The following is a 21067-nucleotide window of genomic DNA, read 5'->3' as shown; positions in this document are numbered from 1 at the left end:
CGACGACCCGCGGGCCGTCGGCGACTCAGTCCGAGGCCGACGGCCCGAAGGTCCCGTAGGAGCTCTGGAAGAACAGCAGCGGCGATCGGTCGGCGTCCGCGTGCAGGCCGGTCACCCGAGCCACGGCGATGGTGTGGTCGCCGGCCTCGTGGTCGGTGACGAACTCCGCCTCGATGGTCGCCAGCGCACCCGCCAGGACCGGGGCCCCGTTGTCCCCGCGCCACCACGAGACGTCGACGAACTTGTCGCCGCCGCTGCGCGCGAACGCGTCGCAGACGGCGCGCTGATCGTCGGCGAGCACGTTGATGCACAACGCCTTCCCCGCGCGGATCGGCGGCCAGCTGGTGGACGTCAGGGAGGGGCAGAACGACACGTACGGCGGGTCGAGCGACACCGACGTGACCGACTGGCACGCGAAGCCGAGAGGGCGGCCGCCCTGGGAACCTGTGATGACGGCCACGCCCGTGCAGAAGTGGCCGAGGACCGACCGCATCGTCGCGGGATCCGGTGAGAGCAGGGCGATCCGGTCCGAGCCGGTGATGTCGTCCGCGCTCATCGGGTGCCGGTCCCGGCCGACGCGTCGGCCGTCGCGACCGCGAGGTCCTCGACGATCTGTCGCCGCAACACCTTTCCCGTGGCGGTCACCGGGAGCTCGTCGAGCACCACCACACGATCCGGCGTGCGCGACCCGTGCAGACGCTGTCTCACATGGGCCCGCACGGCGGCGGGGTCGATGTCGACACCGTCCTCGCCGACCACGGCCGCCACCAGTGCCTGTCCCCACTCCTCGTCGGGCAGACCCACCACGGCGACCTCGCGGACGCCCGGGAACTCGGCGATGACGTCCTCCACCTCGGCCGGTGCGATGTTCTCCCCGCCGCGGATGATGGTGTCGTCGGCGCGCCCCACGATGAAGAGATAGCCGGCGTCGTCGAGGTGGGCGTTGTCGCCCGTGTCGAACCACCCGTCGGCGTCGAGGACCGATCCGACGTCGGCGTATCTCCCGGACACCTGGTCACCGCGGACGAACAACCGACCCGGCTCACCCGCGGCGGCCCACGACCCGTCCTCGGTGCGGATGGCCACCTCGATGCCGTCCACGGGACGTCCGACCGACGCCAGGCGTGCGGCGACGCCGGCGTCGTGGTGTCCGTGCGCCTCCCGGTGGTCCGCGTCGGTCAGCACGGCGATCGTGGAGCTGGTCTCGGTCAACCCGTAGGCGTTCACGAAACCGACACCCGGGAGCAGGTCCATCGCGGCCCGGACGAGCGGGAGCGACGCCTTGGACCCGCCGTACGCGAGAGTGCGCAGGGTGGGCAGCTCGACCGGTCGACGCCGCAGCTCGGCGACGATGCGGTCGAGCATGGTGGGCACCACCGTCGCGCTGGTCACCCCCTCGTCGACGACCGTGGACAGCCATCGCCGCGCGTCGAACGCGGTGAGGTACACCATCGTCCGCCCTGCGTACAGATTCGACATCGCGGCCCCGACGCCGGCGATGTGGTACGGCGGCACGCAGATGAGAGCGGCGTCGCGGGGATCGGCGGAGGCGAACTCGACGGTCCCGATGATGTAGCTGGTGAGGTTGCGGTGCGTCAGCTGCACCGCCTTCGGGGCCGACGTCGTCCCCGAGGTGAACAGCACGACGGCGACGTCCTCGTCGCCGGGCATCGCGTCGTGGTGGGGATGATCCTGTGCGCGCGAGAGGAACTCGTCGGTCGACATGACCGTGCGCGCACTGCCCTGCAGTGACTCCAGGTACCGGGAGTCGGCGACGACCAGCGGATCGTCGAGTCGGTCGACGAGGGTTCGGACGGCCTCGGCGGCGAGACGGTAGTTGATCGGCGTGAACGGGACACCCGCCCGGGCCGACCCGAAGATGCCCAGCGGGGACATGACGCCCCCGACGCCCACGTACACGACGTGACGTGCACCCGTGGAAGCGATCAGCCCGGCTGCACCCGACGCGAGATGGTCGAGGCGTCGCGTGGTCAGGCGGACGTCGTCACAGACGACCGCGGTCCGCTCGTCGTCGGCGGAGACGGCCATCTCCAGCAGTACAGAGATGCTCATGACACCTGCTCCCAGTGGTCACCGGGGCGGTCTCGGACCGTGCCGTCGGCAGGCTCACCGGCCACCCCGTCGGCTGAACAATAACACAGACAGTGTTCAGCTGATATGTGGCGGAGCGGAACTCAGCGCAGCCCGTTCACCGCGAACGTCGCCACGTACCGACGCACCGTCTCGGGCTTCTCCATGTCGAAGCAGATGCCCTCGTTCACCGTGGTCAACGAGTAGATGACCCGCGCGAGCCACTCGCTGGCCGCCAGCACCTCGACGCCGGCACCCACCTCGCCCCGACGCTGCGCGTCCTTCACGTAGGGCTCGAGGAAAGTGGTCGTCCGGCGGATCGCCGAGTCGGAGTCGGCGATGATCTGGCGCATGAAGGCGTCGTCGTCCGCCATCAGGCGGTTGCGGGTGCGGTGCGAGAGCAGGATGGTCGCGTGCGTCTCGGCGAGCGCACCGAGCTGCTCGGCGAGCGTGCTCTCCCGCTCCATCGCCTCGGCGACCTCCGAATAGAAGGCCTGCGCCCCGTACTCGATCGCGGCGTCGATCAACTTGTCGCGATCGGTGAAGTAGCGGTAGACCGTGCCGCGGGAGACGCCGGCCACGCGGGCCACGTCCTGCACACTGGTCCGCTGGTGACCCAGCTGTGCGAAACACTCGTTCGCGGCGGCCAGGATCTGGTTCCTGCGGTCGAGTTCGTCGTCGGTGCCGGTGGTGGCGTTCTCAGTGGACATGACTTGCTCCTCGCAACTACGACTCGGTCATCGCGTCGCGACCACCCGTGTCCCGGATGCTCCGTCCGCGTGTACGGCCCCGACCTGCTGTCACCACCGGTCTTCGTGATGGTCACGAACCACATGCTGATCTCGATGAACCTGACGAGTATGACAGATCGTGACCTATTGACGCAGGACACGCCCCTAGGATGTGGGGCATGCCACCGACGACCGGATCGTCGATGACCATCCGCGAGGCGGAGTATCTCATCGCGGTCGCCGAGTACGGCAGTGTCACCGAGGCAGCCCGCTCACTCTCGATCGCCCAGCCCTCGCTGTCGCGGGCCCTGGTGACGCTCGAGCGCCGACTGGGCACCGCGCTGTTCGACCGCACCGATCGAGGCCTGCGCATCACCGATGCGGGCCGGGCCATCACGGGCACGGCCCGACGCATCCTCGCCGACGTCGACCGCATCCGGTCCGCGGCCGCCGACGTCCGCGCGGTGCGCTCCGGTGTCCTGACCATCTCCGTCGTCAACGCCCTGGCGGCACAGTCGTTGCCGGCGTTGGTCGGCCGTTTCCACCGGCGCCATCCCGGTGTGCGCGTCGTGGTGGTCGCGGCCGACGGCATCGGCGCCGTCACCCGCGCGGTGCGCGACGGGCGCTGCGATGTCGGGTTGACCGAGACACCGGTCGACGATCCGACCCTGGCCCTGGCCCGCCTGCCCGACGACGAGACGGTTCTCGCCCTCCACCCCGATCGCGCCGCCGGCCTGCCGTCCCCGGTCCCGGTGGAACGTCTGGTCGACGTCCCGATGGTGGTGCTGACCGGCAGCACCCCGCCCGTCGCCGTCCCGTGGGTGGCGGTCGAGTGCGAACACCGGCGCTCGGTCTGGGAACTCGTCGCCCAGGGCGCCGGGGGTGCACTGGTCCCGCGCGGTCTGGCGCGTCGCGAACTGCCGGGCATCGACATCCGGTCCCTGCACCCGCCGATCCCGTTGCGCACGGGACTGCTCTACCGCGACGACTCGCTGACCCCGGCCGCCGCCGCGTTCGTCGCCATGTCGACGAACGCGCGCCCCGCGGACGACAGTCGGGCCAGGTCGGCGACGAGTCCGTAGGGAGCGGTGACCGGAGGGTCGAGGGGGTGCACCCGCGCACCCACGACACGGGCCCGCTCGGCCAGGCCACGTTCCATGATCGACATGCCGACGCCCTCGACGACGAAGGCGCCCACCGCCTCTCGCTGGTCGACGATCGCCGACATCACGGTCCGGCTGCCCGCGGACTGCAGGGCCCGCTCGATGACGGTCCGTGAGGACGACGCCTTGGGGAGGCCCACCATCGGGATGGGCGGGAGATCGGCCAACGGATACGGGTCCCCCGACGCGACGGCGATGTCGGCGGTGCCGGCCGGGAATCCGGGGGGCAGCACCAGCCAGTACTCGTGGACACCGAGGGGTGTGACGGTGAGACCGGACGCCGGGACCGGGAGATGGGTGATCGCGATCTCGCACAGTCCGTCTCGCACGGCCCCCGCCGCCGTGTCACCGGGGCGGAGGTCGGCGAGGCGGACCGTCACCCCCGGGTACCGCGTGACGAACCGGCCGACGATCGCGGTCACCGGTCCCTCCGCCACGTGGGCCGGCGCGGCGAGGTCGAGGTGTCCGCGCGGCATGCCGTCGGCGCCCGGGAGCACACCGTCCACGGCGGCCAACCCGCGGACGACGGTGCGTGCGGGGCCGACGAGTGCACGACCCGCATCCGTGGTCACGAGGCCACGGCCCACCCGATGGAACAGTGCGACACCGAGTTCCGACTCCAGGTTGCGCACACCCTTCGACAGCGACGCCTTGGTCACGCCGAGGACCTCGGCCGCCACGACCAGGCCGTCGTTGTCCACCACGGCCAGGAAGTACTCGAGCTGACGGGCGTCCACGACGCCGACACTACGGCCCTCGTCGTCGGCGCAGGGGACGTCACATGTGGCGGCCGCCGGTGACCTCCAGGACGGTCCCGGTCATGTAGCTCGAGAGATCGGAGGCCAGGAACAGTGCCACGTTGCCGATCTCCTCCGGTTCGGCACCGCGACCCATCGGCACCTCGCTGAGCTTCTGTTCCAGGATCTCCGGGCGCATGGCTTTGACCATGTCGGTGTTGACCACACCCGGCTGGATGGCGTTGACCCGGACGTTGAGGTAGGCGAGCTCCTTGGCCGCGGCCTTCGTGAGTCCGACCATCCCCGCCTTGGCGGCGCTGTAGTTGGTCTGGCCCACCAGGCCCACTTTCCCGGAGATCGAGGAGATGTTGACGATCGACCCCTGCTTGGCCTCACGCATGGCGACCGAGGCGATCCGGGTGCCGAGCCATGCACCCTGCAGGTGGACGTCGATCACGGCGCGGAAGTCGTCGAGGCTCATCTTGCGCAGCGTGGCGTCGCGGGTGATGCCCGCGTTGTTGACCCAGGCGTCGATGGCCCCGTGCCGCTCGAGCGCCGTGTCACCGAGTCGCTGCATCTGATCCGGGTCGACCACGTTGCACTCGACCGCCGTCGCCGTGATGCCGGCCTCGGTCAGGCGTCTCGCCGCCTCCGAGGCCGCGTCGGCGTTCATGTCACCGACGACGACGGCGGCGCCCTCCTCACCGAAACGCCGGGCGATCGCGAAGCCGATCCCCTGGGCCGCTCCGGTGATGACCGCCGTCCGCCCGCTCAGCAGTGCCATGTCGTCCTCTTCTCGCGGTGTGATGTGGGTGTCGTGTGACGGTGCGTCGCCACGCTCAGCTGTAGGAGCGCAGGACGCCGCGACTGATGATCTGTTTCTGGATGTCGCTGGTCCCCTCGCCGATGAGGAGGAAGGGGGCCTCGCGCATGAGCCGCTCGATCTCGTACTCCTTGGAGTACCCGTAGCCGCCGTGGATGCGGAAGCTCGCCTCGGTGACCTGCGAGCAGTATTCACTGGCCAGGTATTTGGCCATCCCGGCCGCGACGTCGTTGCGCTCCCCCGAGTCCTTGAGCCGCGCGGCGTTCACCATCATCTGGTGTGCGGCCTCCACCTTCGTCGCCATCTCCGCGATGCGGAATGCGATGGCCTGGTGCTCGGCGATCGGGGAGCCGAACGTCTCACGCTGTTTGGCGTACGCGACGCCGAGTTCGAAGGCCCGCTGGGCGATCCCGCAGGCGCGGGCGGCGACGTTGACCCGCCCGACCTCGACGCCGTCCATCATCTGACGGAACCCTCTGCCGGGTTCACCACCCAGGATCGTGTCCGCGGGTGCGCGGTACCCGGTGAACACCATCTCGGTGGTGTCGATGCCCTTGTACCCCATCTTGTCGATCTTCCCCGGGATCGTCACGCCCGGAAGGACTTCGCCGAAGCCGGCAGGCTTCTCCACGAGGAACGCGGTGAGGTTGTCGTGGGCGCGCGCCGCGCCCAGGTCGGTCTTGACGAGCACGGCGACCAGGGTCGAGGACCCACCGTTGGTGAGCCACATCTTCTGTCCGTCGACGACGTAGTCACCGTCGTCCTGCCGCACCGCGCGGGTGCGGATCGCCGCGACATCGGACCCGAGCCCGGGCTCGGACATCGAGAACGCGCCGCGCAGTTCGCCGGTCGCCATGCGCGGGAGGTACTTCGCCTTCTGCTCGGGTGTCCCGTGGTGCCGGATCATGTGGGCGACGATGAAGTGGGTGTTGATGACACCGGACACGCTCATCCAGCCGCGCGCGATCTCCTCGACGCAGAGCGCGTACGTCAGCAGCGATTCGCCGAGTCCGTCGTACTCCTCGGGGATGGTGATGCCGAAGAGGCCCATCTCCTTGAGTTGTTCGACGATCTCGGTGGGATAGGTGTCGGTGTGTTCGAGTTCCTGCGCCGCGGGGATGATCACCCGGTCGGCGAAATCGCGGACCGTCGTCACGATGTCGATCTGCGTGTCGGTCAGTCCCATCGTCTGCGCGAGTCGCGTCATCGGTTCCTCCAGAACACGTCGAGCCCGATCCTCGAGCGGGCATCGAGACGATAGGCAGGCTCTCGACGAGGCGTCAAAGACGTCGCGGGAAACGGATCGTCAGTCCCTCCCTATACCGCGTCGTCCCAGGTGAGAGCCTTCGTGCCGCGCGACGTCGCCGCTTGACACGGTGCGGACGAGTGAGGATATTTCGGGTCATGGCGGAGTCAGAGGTCACCGAGGACGACTTCCGCGTCATCCTCGCCCAGGTGCGCACGTTCATCGCGAAGGAGGTCGTCCCGAGGGAGGCCGACATCGCGCGCGAGGATCGCGTCCCCGACGAGATCCGCAGGGCCGCAGCCGAGATGGGCCTGTTCGGGTACGCGATCCCCCAGGAGTGGGGCGGGCTCGGCCTCGACCTCGTCCACGACGTCGAACTCGCGATGGAGTTCGGCTACACGACGCTCGCCCTGCGGTCGATGTTCGGGACGAACAACGGCATCGCCGGACAGGTGCTCGTCAACTTCGGTACCGACGAACAGAAGTCGACGTGGTTGACCCGGATCGCCTCCGGTGAGGTGGTGGCCTCCTTCGCCCTCACCGAGCCCGAGGCGGGGTCGAACCCGGCGGGTCTGACGACGCGTGCCGTACGTCAGGACGGCGGCTGGCGCATCGACGGGGCCAAGCGCTACATCACCAACGCCCCGCTGGCCGACCTGTTCATCGTCTTCGCCCGGACACGCCCGGCGGACGAGACCGGCCCGGGCATAGCGGTTTTCCTCGTCCCCGCGGACAGTCCGGGGATCACGGTCGGTCCGAAGGACGCGAAGATGGGCCAGGAGGGCGCCGCGAGCGCGGAGGTCTACTTCGACGGCGTCGTCGTGGACGACGCCGCGCTCGTCGGCGGGAGCGAGGACGCCGGCTACCGCGCCGCGATGACCTCGCTGGCCAAGGGACGGGTGCACATAGCGGCGCTCGCGGTCGGCGCAGCGCAGCGAGCCCTCGACGAATCGGTCGCCCATGCGGCCACCACGCGTCAGGGTGGGACACCCATCGGCGACTTCCAGCTCGTCCAGGCCCATCTCGCGGACCAGCACGTCGGGGTCGAGGCGGGACGTGCACTCGTCCGTGACGCCGCACGCAAGTACGTCACCGGCGAGGACACCCGTATCGCGCCGTCGGTGGCGAAGCTGTTCTGCACCGAGATGGCCGGTCGTGTGGCCGATTCCGCGGTGCAGGTCCACGGCGGTGCCGGCTACATGCGCGGCGTCGTGGTGGAACGGATCTACCGCGACGTCCGTCTGCTGCGACTCTACGAGGGCACCAGCGAGATCCAACGGTTGATCGTGGGCGGCGGTCTGGTGCGACAGGCGAAGAAGGCGATGTCGTGACCGTCGACGCGGTCATCTGCGAACCGGTCCGTACCCCCGTGGGTGGTTTCGGCGGCGTCTTCCGCGACCTGCCCGTCACGACGCTGGCCTCGACCGTCGTGGCCGGTCTCGTCGAACGGACGTCGTTGTCGTCCGAGGACATCGACGACGTCATCTTCGGGCAGGGCTACGCCAACGGGGAGGCGGCCGCGATCGGCCGGATCGCCGCGCTCGACGCCGGACTCGACATCACCGTTCCGGGCATCCAGATCGACCGCCGCTGCGGGTCCGGGCTGCAGGCGGTGATCTACGCGGCGATGCAGGTGCAGACCGGCATGGCCGACCTGATCGTCGCCGGCGGGGCGGAGTCGATGAGCCAGACCGAGTTCTACAGCACCGGCATGCGGTGGGGCGTGAAGGGCGCGTCGGTCGAGTTCCACGACCGACTCGCCAAGCCACGGACCAATTCCGGCGGTCATCGCTTCCCCGTCGAGGGCGGCATGATCGAGACCGCGGAGAATCTCCGCGCCGACTACGGCATCTCCCGCGAGGAGCAGGACCGCTTCGCCGCGGAGTCGCATGCCCGCGCCGTGCGCGCCATCGACGCCGGGTTGTTCGCCGACGAGACCGTCCCCGTGACCGTGCCGGGACGACGAGGCAAGCCCGACGTCGAGGTCACCACGGACGAACACCCCCGCAGGGACGTCACCGCCGAGTCCCTGGCCGGCCTGCGTCCGATCCGGCTCTCGGTCGACCCCGACGCGACCGTGACGGCGGGGAACGCGTGCGGGCAGAACGACGCCGGCGCGGCCGCGATCGTGACGACCCCGCAGAACGCCGAGCGTCTGGGGTTGCGTCCCTTCGCGCGACTCGTCAGCTGGTCCACCGCGGGCGTCGCCCCGAACCGGATGGGCATCGGCCCGGTGCCCGCCGTGGCGCGAGCTCTCGAACGCGCCGACCTGTCGTTGTCCGACATCGATCTCGTCGAGGTGAACGAGGCGTTCGCCGCACAGGTGCTGGCCTGCACGCGGGAATGGGGATTCGGGGAGACCGACTTCCGAGAACGCCTCAACGTCAACGGATCCGGGATCTCCCTCGGCCACCCGGTGGGCGCGACGGGCGGTCGGATCCTGGCGAACCTCCTGCGGGAACTCGAGCGTCGTCAGGGGCGGTACGGCATCGAGACCATGTGCATCGGTGGCGGACAGGGCCTCGCGGCCGTCGTCGAGAACCTCCGGCGCTGACAGGTCTCCCCCACCGATCACGAACGGAGCGTCATGCACGTCTTCACCGGTGTCGACGAGGTCGTCGCGGCCGTCGGCACCCACCTCGGACACGGCGACTGGATGACGGTCACCCAGGACCGGATCGATCTCTTCGCCGACGCGACGGGCGACCACCAGTGGATCCACGTCGATCCCGAGCGCGCCGCCGACGGCCCCTACGGCGGCACCATCGCCCACGGGTACCTGACACTCTCGCTGATCCCGGCCCTCGGCGCCGACCTCATGCGGGTGGAGGGTGTGTCCATGACGATCAACTACGGGCTCGAGAAGGTGCGGTTCCCGTCGCCCGTCCGCTCCGGTTCCCGTGTGCGCGTGGCGGCCGAGATCGTGGACGCGGTCCGCACCGACACCGGCGCGCGCACCACCACGCGCTTCACCGTGGAGATCGACGGCGCGACGAAGCCCGCGTGCGTGGCCGACTCCGTGCGCGTGCTCGTCGCATGACCGCCGCGTCCGCCCCGCTGTCCGGTCTCCGCATCGTCGAGTTCGCCAGTTTCGTGGCCGGGCCGTCGGCCGGGGTGACGTTCGCGCAACTCGGAGCCGAGGTCATCCGGATCGATCCCCTCGGGGGAGCCGCCGACATCGGCCGATGGCCGGTGTCCCGGCGGACCGGGGCGAGCCTGTACTGGACCGCACTCAACCGCGGCAAGAGATCGGTCGCGATCGACGTCCGCGACCCGGAGGGCCGCGAGTTGGTGCTCGGCCTGGCGACCGCCCCGGGGCCCGACGAGGGCATCGTCGTCGACAACATCGTCGGGCGGCCGTGGTTCTCCTACGAGTCACTGCGCGACCGTCGGTCCGATGTGATCCACGCCCGGGTGGAGGGCTCCGCCGACGGCCGTGCGGCCGTCGACTACACCGTCAACCCCGCCTGCGGGGTCGCCGAGTTGACCGGTCCGGCGGACTCGGATCGCCCGGTCAACCATGTCCTGCCCGCATGGGATCTGGTCACCGGCATGACCGCGACCACCGCCGTCCTGGCCGCGGTGCGTCGCCGTGCTCTCACCGGCGAGGGATCCCGACTGCAGATCGCCCTCGACGACGTCGCCCTGGCGACCGTGGCCAATCTCGGGTGGCTGAGCGAGGTCGCGGAGGTCGGCGACCGGGAACGGCACGGCAACCACATGTACGGGACCTTCGGCGTCGACTTCGTCACCCGTGACGGCGAGAGGGTCATGGTCGTCGCGCTCACCGGCCGTCAGTGGTCGGCGCTGTGCGCCGCGACGGGGACCGAGGAGGTGATGGCCGCACTCGGACGGTCGCTGTCCGCGGACCTGTCGGCCGAGGCCGACCGGTACCGCCACCGGGAGGTCGTCGAGGCGGTCCTGCGGCCGTGGTTCTCCCAGCGCCCGTTCCCGGAGGTCCAGACCGCACTCGACGCCGCCGGAGCCCTGTGGAGTCGGTATCGTTCGCTGCGGCAGGTGGTCGACGACTTCCGCGCCGAGGGCGCCGACGTCCTCGTCGAGATGGATCAACCCGGTGTCGGACAGGTGATCTCGGCGCGCTCGCCCATCCGCGTCGACGACCGGTACGGGGAACCCGCGGTGGCGTCGGAACTGGGCGCGGACACCGACGGAGTCCTCGCCGACGTGCTCGGACTCGACGACCACGAGCTCGCGCGCCTGCACGACTCCGGCGTCCTGGGGACACGATGAGCGACGGCGCCGACGGGATCGGGTCCCTCGCCCGCCACGTCGAGAAGTGGTCACCGGAACCCGTCGAACAGGTCGACGTGGTCCGACGGCGAGATCTCGTGGCCCTGGCACGCACGTTGGGTCTCGACGAGGACCACCACGCGGGCACCCACGCCCCGATCCTGGCCCATTGGACCTCCTTCCACGACTGGCTCCCGACCGCCGACCTCGGCGAGGACGGCCACCCGGCGGACGGGCACTTCTTCCCGCCGATCCCGCACCGGCGCAGGATGTTCGCCGGATCGACGGTGATGGCGCAGGCCCCTCTGCGGGTGGACGTCGAGACGGTGGCGAGGACCTCGGTCCTGTCGGTGACCCCGAAGACCGGTCGCAGCGGGGAGATGCTCTTCGTGACGATGCGCACCGACTACAGCCAGGGCGGGCGACTGTGTCGTACCGAGGACCAGCAGATCGTCTATCGCAGCGACGATTCGGCGCGTCCTCGCCCGCCGGTGGTCACGCCGGTGGAGCCCGAACCCACCGCCGGAGCGACATCCGTCCGACGGTCGATGTCGCCCGTCGTCCTCTTCCGGTTCAGCGCGCTGACCGCGAACGCCCACCGCATCCACTACGACCAGGACTACGCGACGTCCGTGGAGGGCTACCCCCGGTTGGTGGTGCACGGCCCCCTGCTCGCGACGCTCATGGCCGACCAGGTCACCGTCCGCTGGGGCGCGGCCGGCGTCCGCCGGTTCGCCTTCACACTCCGCTCGCCGGTCTTCGTCGGCGATCCGTTCCTGGTGGAGCACACCGGGTCCGACGAGTCCGCGCGGGTGGCCGTCGTGACCGGCGACGTCGTGGCCTCCGCGGACGCCGAACGCGCATGACCGCAGTCGACGCGACGGTGCGTGCGGCCCAGACCGCGCGCACGATGCTCTTCGTGCCCGGATCCCGCCCCGACCGGTTCGCGAAGGCGTCGGCCGCGGGCGCGGACCTGGTGGTCCTCGACCTCGAGGACGCGGTCGCGGAGTCGGACAAGGTCGCGGCCCGGGCGGCCTGTGTCGACTGGCTGCGCGCGGGGAACGCCGCCGCCGTACGCGTCAACGCCCCGACGACCGGCCAGTGGACCGACGACGTCGCCGCGCTCGCCGACCTCGGTGCCGTCGTCATGATGCCCAAGGCGTCCGACCCCGGCGTCGTCGCGGGACTCGCGGCCCGGACACCGGTCATCGCGCTCGTCGAGACCGCCGCGGGTGTCGCCGAGGCACGCGCCATCGCAGCGGTCCCGGGAGTGGTGCGGATCGCGCTCGGTCACCTCGACCTGTGCGTCGAGCTCGGCGTCGACCCCGACGACCGGGAGGCGCTGCTCGTCGTCCGGTCGTCGCTCGTGCTCGCCGCCGCGGCGGCGGGTTCCGCTCCCCCGGTCGACGGCGTCACGACGTCCCTGCGCGACGTCGAGCGTCTGCGCTCCGACGTCGACCACGCCCGCCGACTCGGGTTCGCGGGCAAGCTGTGCATCCATCCCGCACAGGTGGACACGGTGCATGCGGCGTGGGCGCCGAGCGCCGAACAGGTCGCGTGGGCACGTGAGGTGCTGGCGTCGGTCGACGACTCCGCCGGGGCGGCGGCCGTCGGCGGGGCGATGGTGGACCCCCCGGTGCTCGCCCGGGCCCGCCACATCCTCGCCGCCGCCGACGGGTGAGGCGTCAGACGAAGTCGGACCCGCCGTCGACGTTGAGGGTCGCACCGGTCACGTAGCCGTTGGCCCGCGACGCGAGATACACGGCGGCCGAGGCGATCTCCTCGGGCGTGCCGGCCCGACCCAGGTCGCACGGATGGCCGAACGTGGTCGCCACCCAACGCATCACGTCGTGCGGATCGCTCGAGTCGAGCCCGTCGGCCGCGAGGGTGTCCCGCAGGATCTCGGTGAAGCTGGCGCTCACGATCGTCCCGGGGCAGATGCAGTTGACCAGGATCCCGTCGGCCCCCAGGGTCTTCGCCAGGTTCTTCGTCACGCTCGCCAGCGCGGCCTTCGACGCGGTGTAGGCCACGAGGCTCGCGCTCTGTCGCTGTATCGAGTGCGCGGCGAGGGTGACCACCCGGGCCCACGGCGCGGAGCGCAGCGCCGGGAGGACACCGCGGACCACGCGCACCGCGGCGAGGGTCCCGAGGTCGAACGCGTCGTGCCATGCGTCGTCGTCGAGGTCGTCGAAGGATCCGTGTCCGGGACCGACGGTGTGGACCAGCACGTTCAGGTCGTCCCAGTGGCCGCGCAAGGTCTCGACGCCCGCCGCGATGGACGCACCGTCGGCCATGTCGACGCTGATCGGCAGGACCTCGGGTGCCCCGGCGCGCCGGATGGTCTCGGCAGCGTCGTCGAGGGCCTCACGGCCGCGCGCCATGATCGCGACCGACGCGCCCTCCGCCCCGAGTGCGGTCGCCGTGGCGAGCCCCATCCCCTTCGACCCGCCGGTGACGAGCGCACGCGCGCCGTCGAGCCCCATGTCCATCGCCGCGCTCCCTCTCGCCTGCGTGCATGTCGCTCTCAGGAACGAGAACGACGTTTCCGCAGTTGTATCACGAGCGCCGAGAGGCACGACCCACGTCGGTGGTGGGTGACGATCTCAGCGCAGGAGAGCGCGCGACATGACGACGCGCTGGATCTGGTTGGTGCCCTCGTAGATCTGCGTGATCTTCGCGTCGCGCATCATGCGCTCGACGGGGAAGTCGCGGGTGTAGCCCGCGCCGCCGAACAGCTGGACCGCGTCGGTCGTGACCTTCATCGCCACGTCCGAGGCGAAGCACTTCGACGCCGAGGAGATGAACCCGAGGTTCTTCTCACCGCGCTCGGCGCGGGCGGCCGAGCTGTACACCATGAGCCGGGCGGCCTCGATGTTCATCGCCATGTCGGCGATCATGAACTCCACGCCCTGGAACTGGCTGATCGACTTGCCGAACTGCTTGCGGTCCTTGACGTACTCGATCGTCTTGTCCAGCGCGCCCTGCGCGATCCCGACGGCCTGCGCGCCGATGGTCGGGCGGGTGTGGTCGAGGGTCTGCAGCGCGGTCTTGAAACCGGTGCCCTCCTCGCCGACGATCCGGTCACCCGGGATCTCGCAGTTCTCGAAGTGCAGCTCCGCGGTCGGCGAACCCTTGATCCCGAGCTTGCGCTCCAGGGCACCGACCGAGAAGCCGGGGTCGTCCTTGTGCACCATGAACGCCGAGATCCCGTTGGCGCCCTTGTCGGGGTCGGTGACGGCCATGACCGTGTACCAGGTCGACTTGCCGCCGTTGGTGATCCACGCCTTGCCGCCGTTGAGGACCCAGCCCTCCGACGTCTTCTTCGCCCGCGTCCGCATCGACGCGGCGTCCGATCCCGCCTCGCGCTCGGACAGGCCGTAGGACGCCAGCGCACCGTCGGCGATCTCCGGGAGCACCTTCTTCTTCAGGTCGGCGTCACCGGACAGGATCAGTCCCATCGTGCCCAGCTTGTTCACCGCGGGGATCAGCGACGCCGACGCGTCGACGCGCGCGACCTCCTCGATCACGATGCACGCCGCGACCGAGTCCGCGCCCTGGCCGCCGAAGTCCTCGGGGACGTGGATCGCGTTGAAACCCGACGCGTTGAGGGCGTCGAGTGCCTCCTGCGGGAAGCGCGACTTCTCGTCGACCTCCGCCGCGTACGGCTCGATCTCCTTCTCCGACAGCGCACGGATGGCCTCACGCAGCGCGTCGTGCTCCTCGGGGAGGGCGAAGACATCGAAATCCGGGTTGCCCGACATTGCACTCACTCCTCATCGGCCGTGCGGTGGGATGTCCGGCGGGATGCACCGGGGGGTCGGCCGTCCCCTCGATGCTAACCCCGGCGCCCGCCTTCGGTTACTGACGGGTAACCGAGGGATGTCAGTGGTGGCGCAGGTCACGCGGGTGGCACGCTGATCGGCGTGACCGACGACAACCTCGCAGACTTCGAACGCACCGAGTTCTCCGCCCACGGCCGCAGTGCACCCGTGTACCGCCTGGGGACGGGGCCCGCCGTGGTCGTCATGTCGGAGATCCCCGGTATCACCCCGCGCGTGGCCGACTTCGCCCGCACCGTCGCCTCGATCGGGTGCACCGCCGTCATGCCGCACCTCTTCGGCGTGGACGGCAAGGACCCCTTCGCCGGGCCCCCGGTCGTCGGTCCGCTGGCGACGATGGCCCGCGCGATCGTGCCGGCCTGCATCAGCCGGGAGTTCACGGTCCTCGCGACCGGGAAGTCCTCCCCCGTCACGACGTGGCTGCGCGCGCTGGCGAAGGACGAGCACGAGCGGTGCGGCGGCCCGGGCGTGGGCGCGGTGGGGATGTGCTTCACCGGCGGGTTCGCGCTCGCGATGGCCGCCGACGACCGCCTGATCGCGCCGGTCCTCTCGCAACCGTCCCTGCCGTTCGGACTCGGCCGGAAGGCGAAGGAGGGCATCGACATCGCGCCCGACGAGCTCGCTGCGGTGCGGACCCGCTGCGCTGCAGGGGATCTCACGGTGCTGGGGTTGCGCTTCGAAGGCGACAAGCTCTCACCGCCGCAGCGGTTCCGGTGGTTGCGTGAGCAGCTGGGCGACGCCTTCACCGCCATCGAACTGCCCGACTCGTCGGCACGACCCGACAGCCCGATGCCGCCGCACTCGGTGCTCACCGAGCACCTGGTCGACGCACCGGGCGAGCCCACCCGCGCCGCGCTCGACGAGGTGTTGGACCTCTTCCGCCGCCGGTTGCTCACCGACGCGTGAGCTGTCGCAGGGTCACCGACGCGTGAGCTGTCGGGGGGTCACCGACGCGTGAGCTGTCGGGGGGTCACCGACGCGTGAGCCGTCGCAGGGTCACCGACGCCTGAGGCCGGTCAGTCGCCGAGGAGGGTGCGGCGCAGGGCCGCGTCCTTCTCCTCGACCATGGCCTCGAGGTCGCGCGCGAACGCGGCGAGTCGCGCGCGCAGCACGTCGTCGCCGGTGCCGAGGATCCGCACCGCGAGGAGGCCGGCGTTGCGTGCGCCGCCCACGGAGACCGTCGCGACCGGTATGCCCGCCGGCATCTGCACGATCGACAGTAGGGAGTCGAGCCCGTCGAGGTGCTTGAGCGGAACCGGCACACCGATCACCGGCAGCACCGTGGCCGAGGCGACCATGCCGGGGAGGTGGGCCGCTCCCCCGGCGCCGGCGATGATCACCGAGATGCCCCGGTCGGCGGCACCGGAGGCGTAGTCGAGCATCTTGCGCGGGGTGCGGTGCGCGGAGACGACGCCGACCTCGAACGGCACGTCGAACTCGGCCAGTGCGACGGCGGCGGGTTCCATCGTCGGCCAGTCGGAGTCGCTGCCCATGATCAGCCCGACGCGGGGGCCGCTCGCGCTGGTGCCGATGGGGTCGGACGGTCGATCGGAGGAGGTCATCGGTGTCTCTCGGTCGGCGGGTCGGGTCAGGTCCGGGCGGGTTCGGGGACGTCGGTCGCCGCGTGCGGGTCCCAGCCGTCGGTCCAGATGCCGGTGGACAGCCAGGTCGCTGCGCGCTCGGCCCGCTCGCGGACGGTCGCGGCGTCGTCGTCGGGCCCGCCGACGACGTTCACGTGACCGATCTTGCGGGCCGGGCGCTCCCCCTTGGCGTAGAGGTGGATGTGCGCGTCGGGCATGCGGGCCATCAGGTGGTGGACGCGCTCGTCCATCGACATCGCGGGGGTCTCGGTCGCGCCGAGGACGTTGGCCATGACCGTCACCGGCGCGAGCGCCCGGGTCGCGCCGAGCGGGTAGTCGAGCACGGCACGCAGGTGCTGCTCGAACTGGCTGGTGACGGCCCCGTCCATCGTCCAGTGGCCGCTGTTGTGCGGACGCATCGCGAGCTCGTTGATGCTCAGCGCACCGTCGTCGGTCTCGAACATCTCGACGGCCATCACGCCGACCACCCCCAGCGTCTGCGCGATCTGCAGCGCGATGTGCTCGGCCTCCTCGGCGCGCTCGTCGGAGAGCCCGGGCGCGGGAGCGATCGCCACGGCGCACTGACCGTCTCGCTGCACGGTCTCGACCACGGGCCACGTCGCGCCCTGGCCGTAGGCCGACCGCGCCACCATCGCCGACAGTTCCCGGCGCCACGCCACCCGCTCCTCGGCCATCACCGGCGTGCCCGACGCGGTCGCGTCGGCGAGGACGTCGAGGGCCTCGTCCAGCGAGTCCGGCAGCCAGACGCCGCGGCCGTCGTACCCGCCGCGGATCGCCTTGATCACCACCCCGTCGGCACACGACTCGACGAACCCGACGAGGACCTCGCCGGGATCGTCGGCGCCGGACAGGTCGACGAACCGCGGGACCGGCAACCCGAGTCCCGAGAGCCGGCGACGCATGACGAGCTTGTCCTGCGCGTGGATCAGCGCGGTCGGGGGCGGCAGGACCGACACGCCCTCGGCGACGAGGGCATGCAGGTGTTCGGGGGGGACGCCCTCGTGGTCGAAGGTGAGGGCGACGGCACCTTGCGCCGCGCGACGCAGGTCGTCGAGGCTGTCGTGGGATCCGATCACCACGTCCGCCGACACCGCGGCGGCCGGGTCGTCGGGCGACGCCGCGAGCACACGCAGCGTCTGACCGAGCGCGATCGCGGCCTGATGCGTCATGCGGGCCAGCTGCCCGCCGCCGACCATCGCGACCGTCGGGAGACCCACCGGATTGCCTTCACTCACGGCTGACCATCGTGTCATGACACGCGGTGCGACCTGCGTCGCGGGCGTGCCGGCGGCGCAGCGAATTCACGAGCGCGGTTCGGTTTCGTACACTCGATCCTTGTGTCGTACATCGACGGGCTCCTCGCCCGCACCCCGGGCCCCATCCGGCGCCTGGCTCTCCGCCACCACGAACTGATCAAGTTCGCGCTGGTCGGCGGCACCACCATGGTGTTCGACATGGCCATCTTCTACGGCCTCAGCCTGTCCGTGCTGGAGCAGAAGCCCGTCATCGCGAAGGTGATCTCGGGGACCCTGGCCACGATCCTCAGCTATTTCCTCAACCGCGAGTGGGCCTTCAAGAACCGCGGGGGGCGCGAGACGCACCACGAGGCACTGCTGTTCTTCGTGATCAGCGGCATCGGCGTCGTGCTGCAGGCCGCACCGCTGTGGTTCGCCAACAACGTGTTCGACATGCGGTCGCACCTGCCGGTCGCCGAACTCGTCATCGTCGACTTCGTCCTCGGCTACATCATCGGCAACATCCTGCAGATGGCGTTCCGGTTCTGGGCCCTGCGCAAGTTCGCGTTCCCGGAGACCCAGGGGGACGAGGACGCCGAGATCGAAGCTCTCGCGACCGGCCAGGTCACCCTCCACGCGGACGCCGAACCCGACCCCACCCCCTGACGTCGGTCGCGCTCAGCGCGGTTCGCGGACGGCGCGGGCGAGCACCGGCTGCCCGTCGGCGCGGGTGGTGCCGGGCGTCCCGGTGATCGGTCCGCCCGCCGTGGTCGGGACCACGATCGTGAACGCGGCGGGCGCGCGGGTCGTCAGTTCGAGGCGACCGCCGTCGGCCTCGACCAGGGCACGCGCCAACGACAGCCCGACCCCGCTCGACCCGCCGCCGGACCACCCGCGACGGAAGATCTTCGGCACCAGCTCGTCGGGGACGCCGGAGCCCTCGTCACGGACGGTCACACGCAGCAGGTCGGCGCCGTCGAGTCCGGACACCTCGACCGTGCAGCGTCCGGCACCGTGCCGCAGCGAGTTGTCGACGAGGACCGACACGGCCTCCCGCAGTCGGCTGGGGGTCGCCCAGGCGGTGCGGTCCCCCACGTAGGACGCGACCACCTCACGGCCCTGGCGCAGGAAGGCGTCGGAGAAGTCGTGGACGAGCGGGTCGATCGTGTCGTCGACGTCGATCGGCGCGGTCGGACGTACGCCGGCGTCCCGAGACACCGCGATGAGTTCGTCGAGTTCGGCGTTGAGCCGTTCGGCCTGTGCGTGCGCGGCCTCGGCCTCCTCCACCACGTGCGGGTCGGGGTGCAGCGACAACTCGTCGAGCCGCAACTGGATGGCCGTCAGACGGCTGCGCAGCTGGTGGGACACCTCGCCGACGATCTCGCCCTCGCGTTCGAGGCGCAGGGCGATCTCCTGGTTGGCGACCTCCAGCGCGCCCGCGAGTCGGTCGAGTTCGACGATGCCGTGCGTGCGCCACGCGGTGTGGAAATCGCCCTGGGCCATCCGCGACGCCCGGTCGGCGAGCTCCTCGAGCGGGTCGGCGAGGCGGCCCGCCGTGACGGCCGCGACCGCCATACCCCCGGCGATGGAGGCGGTGAGGATCAGCGCCACCACCCCGATCGCCGTCCACTGGTCGCCGCGGACCTCCTCCAGCGGGATGCGCATGGTGACCGTGCCGGCGTCGCCGAGGCTCGCCGACTCCGACACCGTCGACCCCCGGATGTCGTCACCGACGGCGGTCCGGACCGTCCCGGCGCCCGACGGGTACTCGACCTCGAGGCGGCCGTCGGCGGGCAGCAGCAGCCGGAACGGCGCGACATGGAGTTGCTGACCGGCCAGGTCACCGGACTCCTGGTCGATGAGCTCCGAGGAGACCCGTTTGAGTCGCTGGTCGAGGTCCTGGTGGGCGTTGTCGTCGATCCACCACCACGCGGTCACCATCAGCGGCAGCCCCAGCAACACGCCGATGCCGACGACCATCGCCAGCATCGACAGCAGGATCCGCCTGCGCACGCCGGCCGCCTAGTCCGGGTCGAACCGGAAGCCGACGCCGCGCACGGTGACGATGCGCTTCTTCCGGCCCGCCTGGTCGTCGCCGATCTTGCGGCGCAGCCACGACACGTGCATGTCGAGGGTCTTCGACGAGCGCAGGTCGGCCGATCCCCACACCTCGGTGAGGATCTCCTCGCGGCTGACGACCTCCCCGCCCCGTTCCATCAGGAACCGCAGCAGGTCGAACTCGCGGTTGGCCAGGGTCGCGTCCTTGCCGGAGACGAGTACCCGACGACCGCGTGCGTCGAGCTGGATGTCGCCCGCCTCGAGGACGAGGTCGACGCCCTGTTTGCGGCGCAGCAGCGCCCGCACCCGGGCGAGGAGTTCGGCGAGACGGAACGGTTTGCCGACGTAGTCGTCCGCGCCGGCGTCGAGACCGACGACGAAGTCGACCTCGTCGGTGCGGGCGGTGAGCATCAGGACGGCGAGCTGCGGTCGCACGCTGCGGATGCGCCGGCACACCTCCAGACCGTCCATCTCCGGGAGGCCGAGGTCGAGGACCACCAGCTCGAAGCGGGGATCCCGCGCGCGTTCGAGGGCGTCGGGACCCGTCGAGACGATCTCGCACCCGTAGCCCTCACGGGTCAGGGCACGCGCCAGCGGGGTGGCGATGGCCTCGTCGTCCTCGGCCAGCAATACGTCCGTCACGGCGCCACGATACCGGCGTCGGGTGCGGTCATGACCGATCCGCGCCGCTCAGTACGAACGCCGGCCCGGATCGGACTCGGTGTCGAAGACCTCGTGGTACAGCAGCGCGTGGACCTTCTCCACCTGGGGGATGTCGTGGAAGGCCAGCGGGTCGTCCGATGCGGACTCGATGATCAGGGTGCCGGTGCGCAGCATCCGGTCGAGGAGGCCGTGGCGGAACTCGACGGAGTTGATGCGCTGGAGCGGGATGTCGATGCCCGACCGCGTGAGGATGCCGTTGCGGAACGTGACACGCCGGTCGGTGAGGACGAAATGGGTGGTCCTCCAGGAGACGAGCGGCCGCAGGAAGAACCAGACGACGACGACGGCCCACACGACCGCGATCACGATCCACAGCACCGACCGCGTCGACGACGACAGTTGCGACGAGCCGGTGAAACCCGCCCCGATGCCCGCCAGGGCCGTGATGAGCAGGAACCCGAGGGTCGGCACCACCAGCGCCTTCCAGTGCGGGTGACGGTGCAGGACGACGTGCTCGCCCTCGGCGAGGATGTTCTCGGGGTATCCCACGACGATCAGCCCTCCGGTGTGGTCGCGTGATGAGGTCGCGACGAGCCCCTGACGGCAGTGAAAGTAGCGCATTCCGGGCA

Annotated in this window: 22 protein-coding genes; 9 read left to right on the top strand and 13 right to left on the bottom strand. The window is 70.6% G+C overall.

The annotated features are described in order from the left end of the window. Positions 1 to 25: 25 nt before the first annotated feature. From Q1A98_RS21080 to Q1A98_RS21070, 3 genes are all read right to left on the bottom strand, one after another. Positions 26 to 556: a flavin reductase family protein gene (locus tag Q1A98_RS21080; RefSeq protein ID WP_299577168.1), complete on the bottom strand. Its 531-nt coding sequence runs from the start codon at positions 554 to 556 to the stop codon at positions 26 to 28. Further along, positions 553 to 2073: a class I adenylate-forming enzyme family protein gene (locus tag Q1A98_RS21075; protein WP_299577166.1), complete on the bottom strand. Its 1521-nt coding sequence runs from the start codon at positions 2071 to 2073 to the stop codon at positions 553 to 555. Before Q1A98_RS21075 ends, Q1A98_RS21080 begins: the two co-directional genes overlap by 4 nt. Positions 2074 to 2195: 122 nt before the next feature. Continuing rightward, the gene (locus Q1A98_RS21070; RefSeq protein WP_299577164.1) at positions 2196 to 2801 is read right to left on the bottom strand and encodes a TetR/AcrR family transcriptional regulator; all 606 of its coding nucleotides are present in this window, start codon (positions 2799 to 2801) and stop codon (positions 2196 to 2198) included. Between the two features lie 200 nt (positions 2802 to 3001). Here Q1A98_RS21070 and Q1A98_RS21065 point away from each other — a divergent pair, with 200 nt between their 5' ends. Further along, entirely contained in the window at positions 3002 to 3904 is a 903-nt protein-coding gene (locus Q1A98_RS21065) for a LysR family transcriptional regulator (RefSeq protein WP_299577162.1), read from the top strand. Here the strand turns inward: Q1A98_RS21065 and Q1A98_RS21060 are convergent. From Q1A98_RS21060 to Q1A98_RS21050, 3 genes are read right to left on the bottom strand one after another with little or no spacing between them, the layout of a single operon-like run. Then, positions 3799 to 4722 carry a LysR family transcriptional regulator gene (locus Q1A98_RS21060; protein ID WP_299577160.1) on the bottom strand — a complete coding sequence of 308 codons (924 nt, stop codon included), beginning with the start codon at positions 4720 to 4722 and terminating at the stop codon, positions 3799 to 3801. The two genes, Q1A98_RS21065 and Q1A98_RS21060, sit on opposite strands and share 106 nt — an antisense overlap. Before the next feature lie 40 nt (positions 4723 to 4762). Further along, positions 4763 to 5506, bottom strand: coding sequence for a 3-oxoacyl-ACP reductase FabG (gene fabG / locus Q1A98_RS21055; protein WP_299577158.1), 744 nt, complete (start codon positions 5504 to 5506; stop codon positions 4763 to 4765). Between the two features lie 55 nt (positions 5507 to 5561). Further along, positions 5562 to 6752 (bottom strand): acyl-CoA dehydrogenase family protein, encoded by a 1191-nt coding sequence (locus Q1A98_RS21050; RefSeq protein WP_299577156.1) that lies wholly within the window; start codon positions 6750 to 6752, stop codon positions 5562 to 5564. Between the two features lie 197 nt (positions 6753 to 6949). On the opposite strand from Q1A98_RS21050, the gene Q1A98_RS21045 reads away from it, so the two are divergent. From Q1A98_RS21045 to Q1A98_RS21020, 6 genes are read left to right on the top strand one after another with little or no spacing between them, the layout of a single operon-like run. Then, positions 6950 to 8122, top strand: a complete 1173-nt coding sequence (locus Q1A98_RS21045) for an acyl-CoA dehydrogenase family protein (protein ID WP_299577154.1) — start codon at positions 6950 to 6952, stop codon at positions 8120 to 8122. After that, complete coding sequence (locus Q1A98_RS21040; protein WP_299577152.1) at positions 8119 to 9345, top strand: acetyl-CoA C-acetyltransferase; 1227 nt, start codon at positions 8119 to 8121, stop codon at positions 9343 to 9345. The genes Q1A98_RS21045 and Q1A98_RS21040 overlap by 4 nt, the downstream gene beginning before the upstream one ends. A 33-nt stretch (positions 9346 to 9378) precedes the next feature. After that, positions 9379 to 9831: a MaoC family dehydratase gene (locus Q1A98_RS21035; RefSeq protein ID WP_299577150.1), complete on the top strand. Its 453-nt coding sequence runs from the start codon at positions 9379 to 9381 to the stop codon at positions 9829 to 9831. Then, on the top strand, positions 9828 to 11042 hold the full coding sequence (locus Q1A98_RS21030) for a CoA transferase (RefSeq protein ID WP_299577147.1): 1215 nt from the start codon (positions 9828 to 9830) through the stop codon (positions 11040 to 11042). Before Q1A98_RS21035 ends, Q1A98_RS21030 begins: the two co-directional genes overlap by 4 nt. Continuing rightward, positions 11039 to 11908: a MaoC/PaaZ C-terminal domain-containing protein gene (locus Q1A98_RS21025; RefSeq protein WP_299577145.1), complete on the top strand. Its 870-nt coding sequence runs from the start codon at positions 11039 to 11041 to the stop codon at positions 11906 to 11908. Before Q1A98_RS21030 ends, Q1A98_RS21025 begins: the two co-directional genes overlap by 4 nt. Continuing rightward, positions 11905 to 12723 carry a CoA ester lyase gene (locus Q1A98_RS21020; RefSeq protein WP_299577143.1) on the top strand — a complete coding sequence of 273 codons (819 nt, stop codon included), beginning with the start codon at positions 11905 to 11907 and terminating at the stop codon, positions 12721 to 12723. The genes Q1A98_RS21025 and Q1A98_RS21020 overlap by 4 nt, the downstream gene beginning before the upstream one ends. Positions 12724 to 12727: 4 nt before the next feature. On the opposite strand, the gene Q1A98_RS21015 is transcribed toward Q1A98_RS21020, so the two are convergent. Continuing rightward, a complete protein-coding gene (locus tag Q1A98_RS21015; protein WP_299577141.1) occupies positions 12728 to 13531 on the bottom strand; it encodes an SDR family oxidoreductase in 804 nt (267 codons plus the stop codon). 114 nt (positions 13532 to 13645) lie between these two features. Next, on the bottom strand, positions 13646 to 14803 hold the full coding sequence (locus tag Q1A98_RS21010; protein WP_299577139.1) for an acyl-CoA dehydrogenase: 1158 nt from the start codon (positions 14801 to 14803) through the stop codon (positions 13646 to 13648). 162 nt (positions 14804 to 14965) lie between these two features. Here Q1A98_RS21010 and Q1A98_RS21005 point away from each other — a divergent pair, with 162 nt between their 5' ends. Further along, positions 14966 to 15787: a dienelactone hydrolase family protein gene (locus Q1A98_RS21005; protein WP_299577137.1), complete on the top strand. Its 822-nt coding sequence runs from the start codon at positions 14966 to 14968 to the stop codon at positions 15785 to 15787. Positions 15788 to 15897: 110 nt separating this feature from the next. On the opposite strand, the gene purE is transcribed toward Q1A98_RS21005, so the two are convergent. Together purE and Q1A98_RS20995 are read right to left on the bottom strand one after the other, a co-directional pair. Then, positions 15898 to 16443 carry a 5-(carboxyamino)imidazole ribonucleotide mutase gene (purE, locus tag Q1A98_RS21000; protein ID WP_299577135.1) on the bottom strand — a complete coding sequence of 182 codons (546 nt, stop codon included), beginning with the start codon at positions 16441 to 16443 and terminating at the stop codon, positions 15898 to 15900. Positions 16444 to 16469: 26 nt separating this feature from the next. Then, on the bottom strand, positions 16470 to 17717 hold the full coding sequence (locus Q1A98_RS20995; protein WP_299577133.1) for a 5-(carboxyamino)imidazole ribonucleotide synthase: 1248 nt from the start codon (positions 17715 to 17717) through the stop codon (positions 16470 to 16472). A gap of 102 nt (positions 17718 to 17819) precedes the next feature. Here Q1A98_RS20995 and Q1A98_RS20990 point away from each other — a divergent pair, with 102 nt between their 5' ends. Beyond that, positions 17820 to 18383 (top strand): GtrA family protein, encoded by a 564-nt coding sequence (locus Q1A98_RS20990; RefSeq protein WP_299577132.1) that lies wholly within the window; start codon positions 17820 to 17822, stop codon positions 18381 to 18383. Positions 18384 to 18395: 12 nt separating this feature from the next. Here the strand turns inward: Q1A98_RS20990 and Q1A98_RS20985 are convergent, their stop codons facing one another. The 3 genes from Q1A98_RS20985 to Q1A98_RS20975 are packed head-to-tail and all read right to left on the bottom strand — an operon-like array spanning position 18396 to position 21059. Next, the gene (locus Q1A98_RS20985; RefSeq protein ID WP_299577130.1) at positions 18396 to 19730 is read right to left on the bottom strand and encodes a HAMP domain-containing sensor histidine kinase; all 1335 of its coding nucleotides are present in this window, start codon (positions 19728 to 19730) and stop codon (positions 18396 to 18398) included. Between the two features lie 9 nt (positions 19731 to 19739). After that, positions 19740 to 20417, bottom strand: coding sequence for a response regulator transcription factor (locus Q1A98_RS20980; protein WP_299577128.1), 678 nt, complete (start codon positions 20415 to 20417; stop codon positions 19740 to 19742). 48 nt (positions 20418 to 20465) lie between these two features. Continuing rightward, positions 20466 to 21059, bottom strand: coding sequence for a PH domain-containing protein (locus Q1A98_RS20975; RefSeq protein WP_299577126.1), 594 nt, complete (start codon positions 21057 to 21059; stop codon positions 20466 to 20468). Positions 21060 to 21067 lie beyond the last annotated feature (8 nt).

This window comes from uncultured Williamsia sp. (assembly GCF_947494875.1).
Lineage (GTDB): Bacteria > Actinomycetota > Actinomycetes > Mycobacteriales > Mycobacteriaceae > Williamsia_A.
This window is presented reverse-complemented; position numbering and strand designations above follow the sequence as displayed.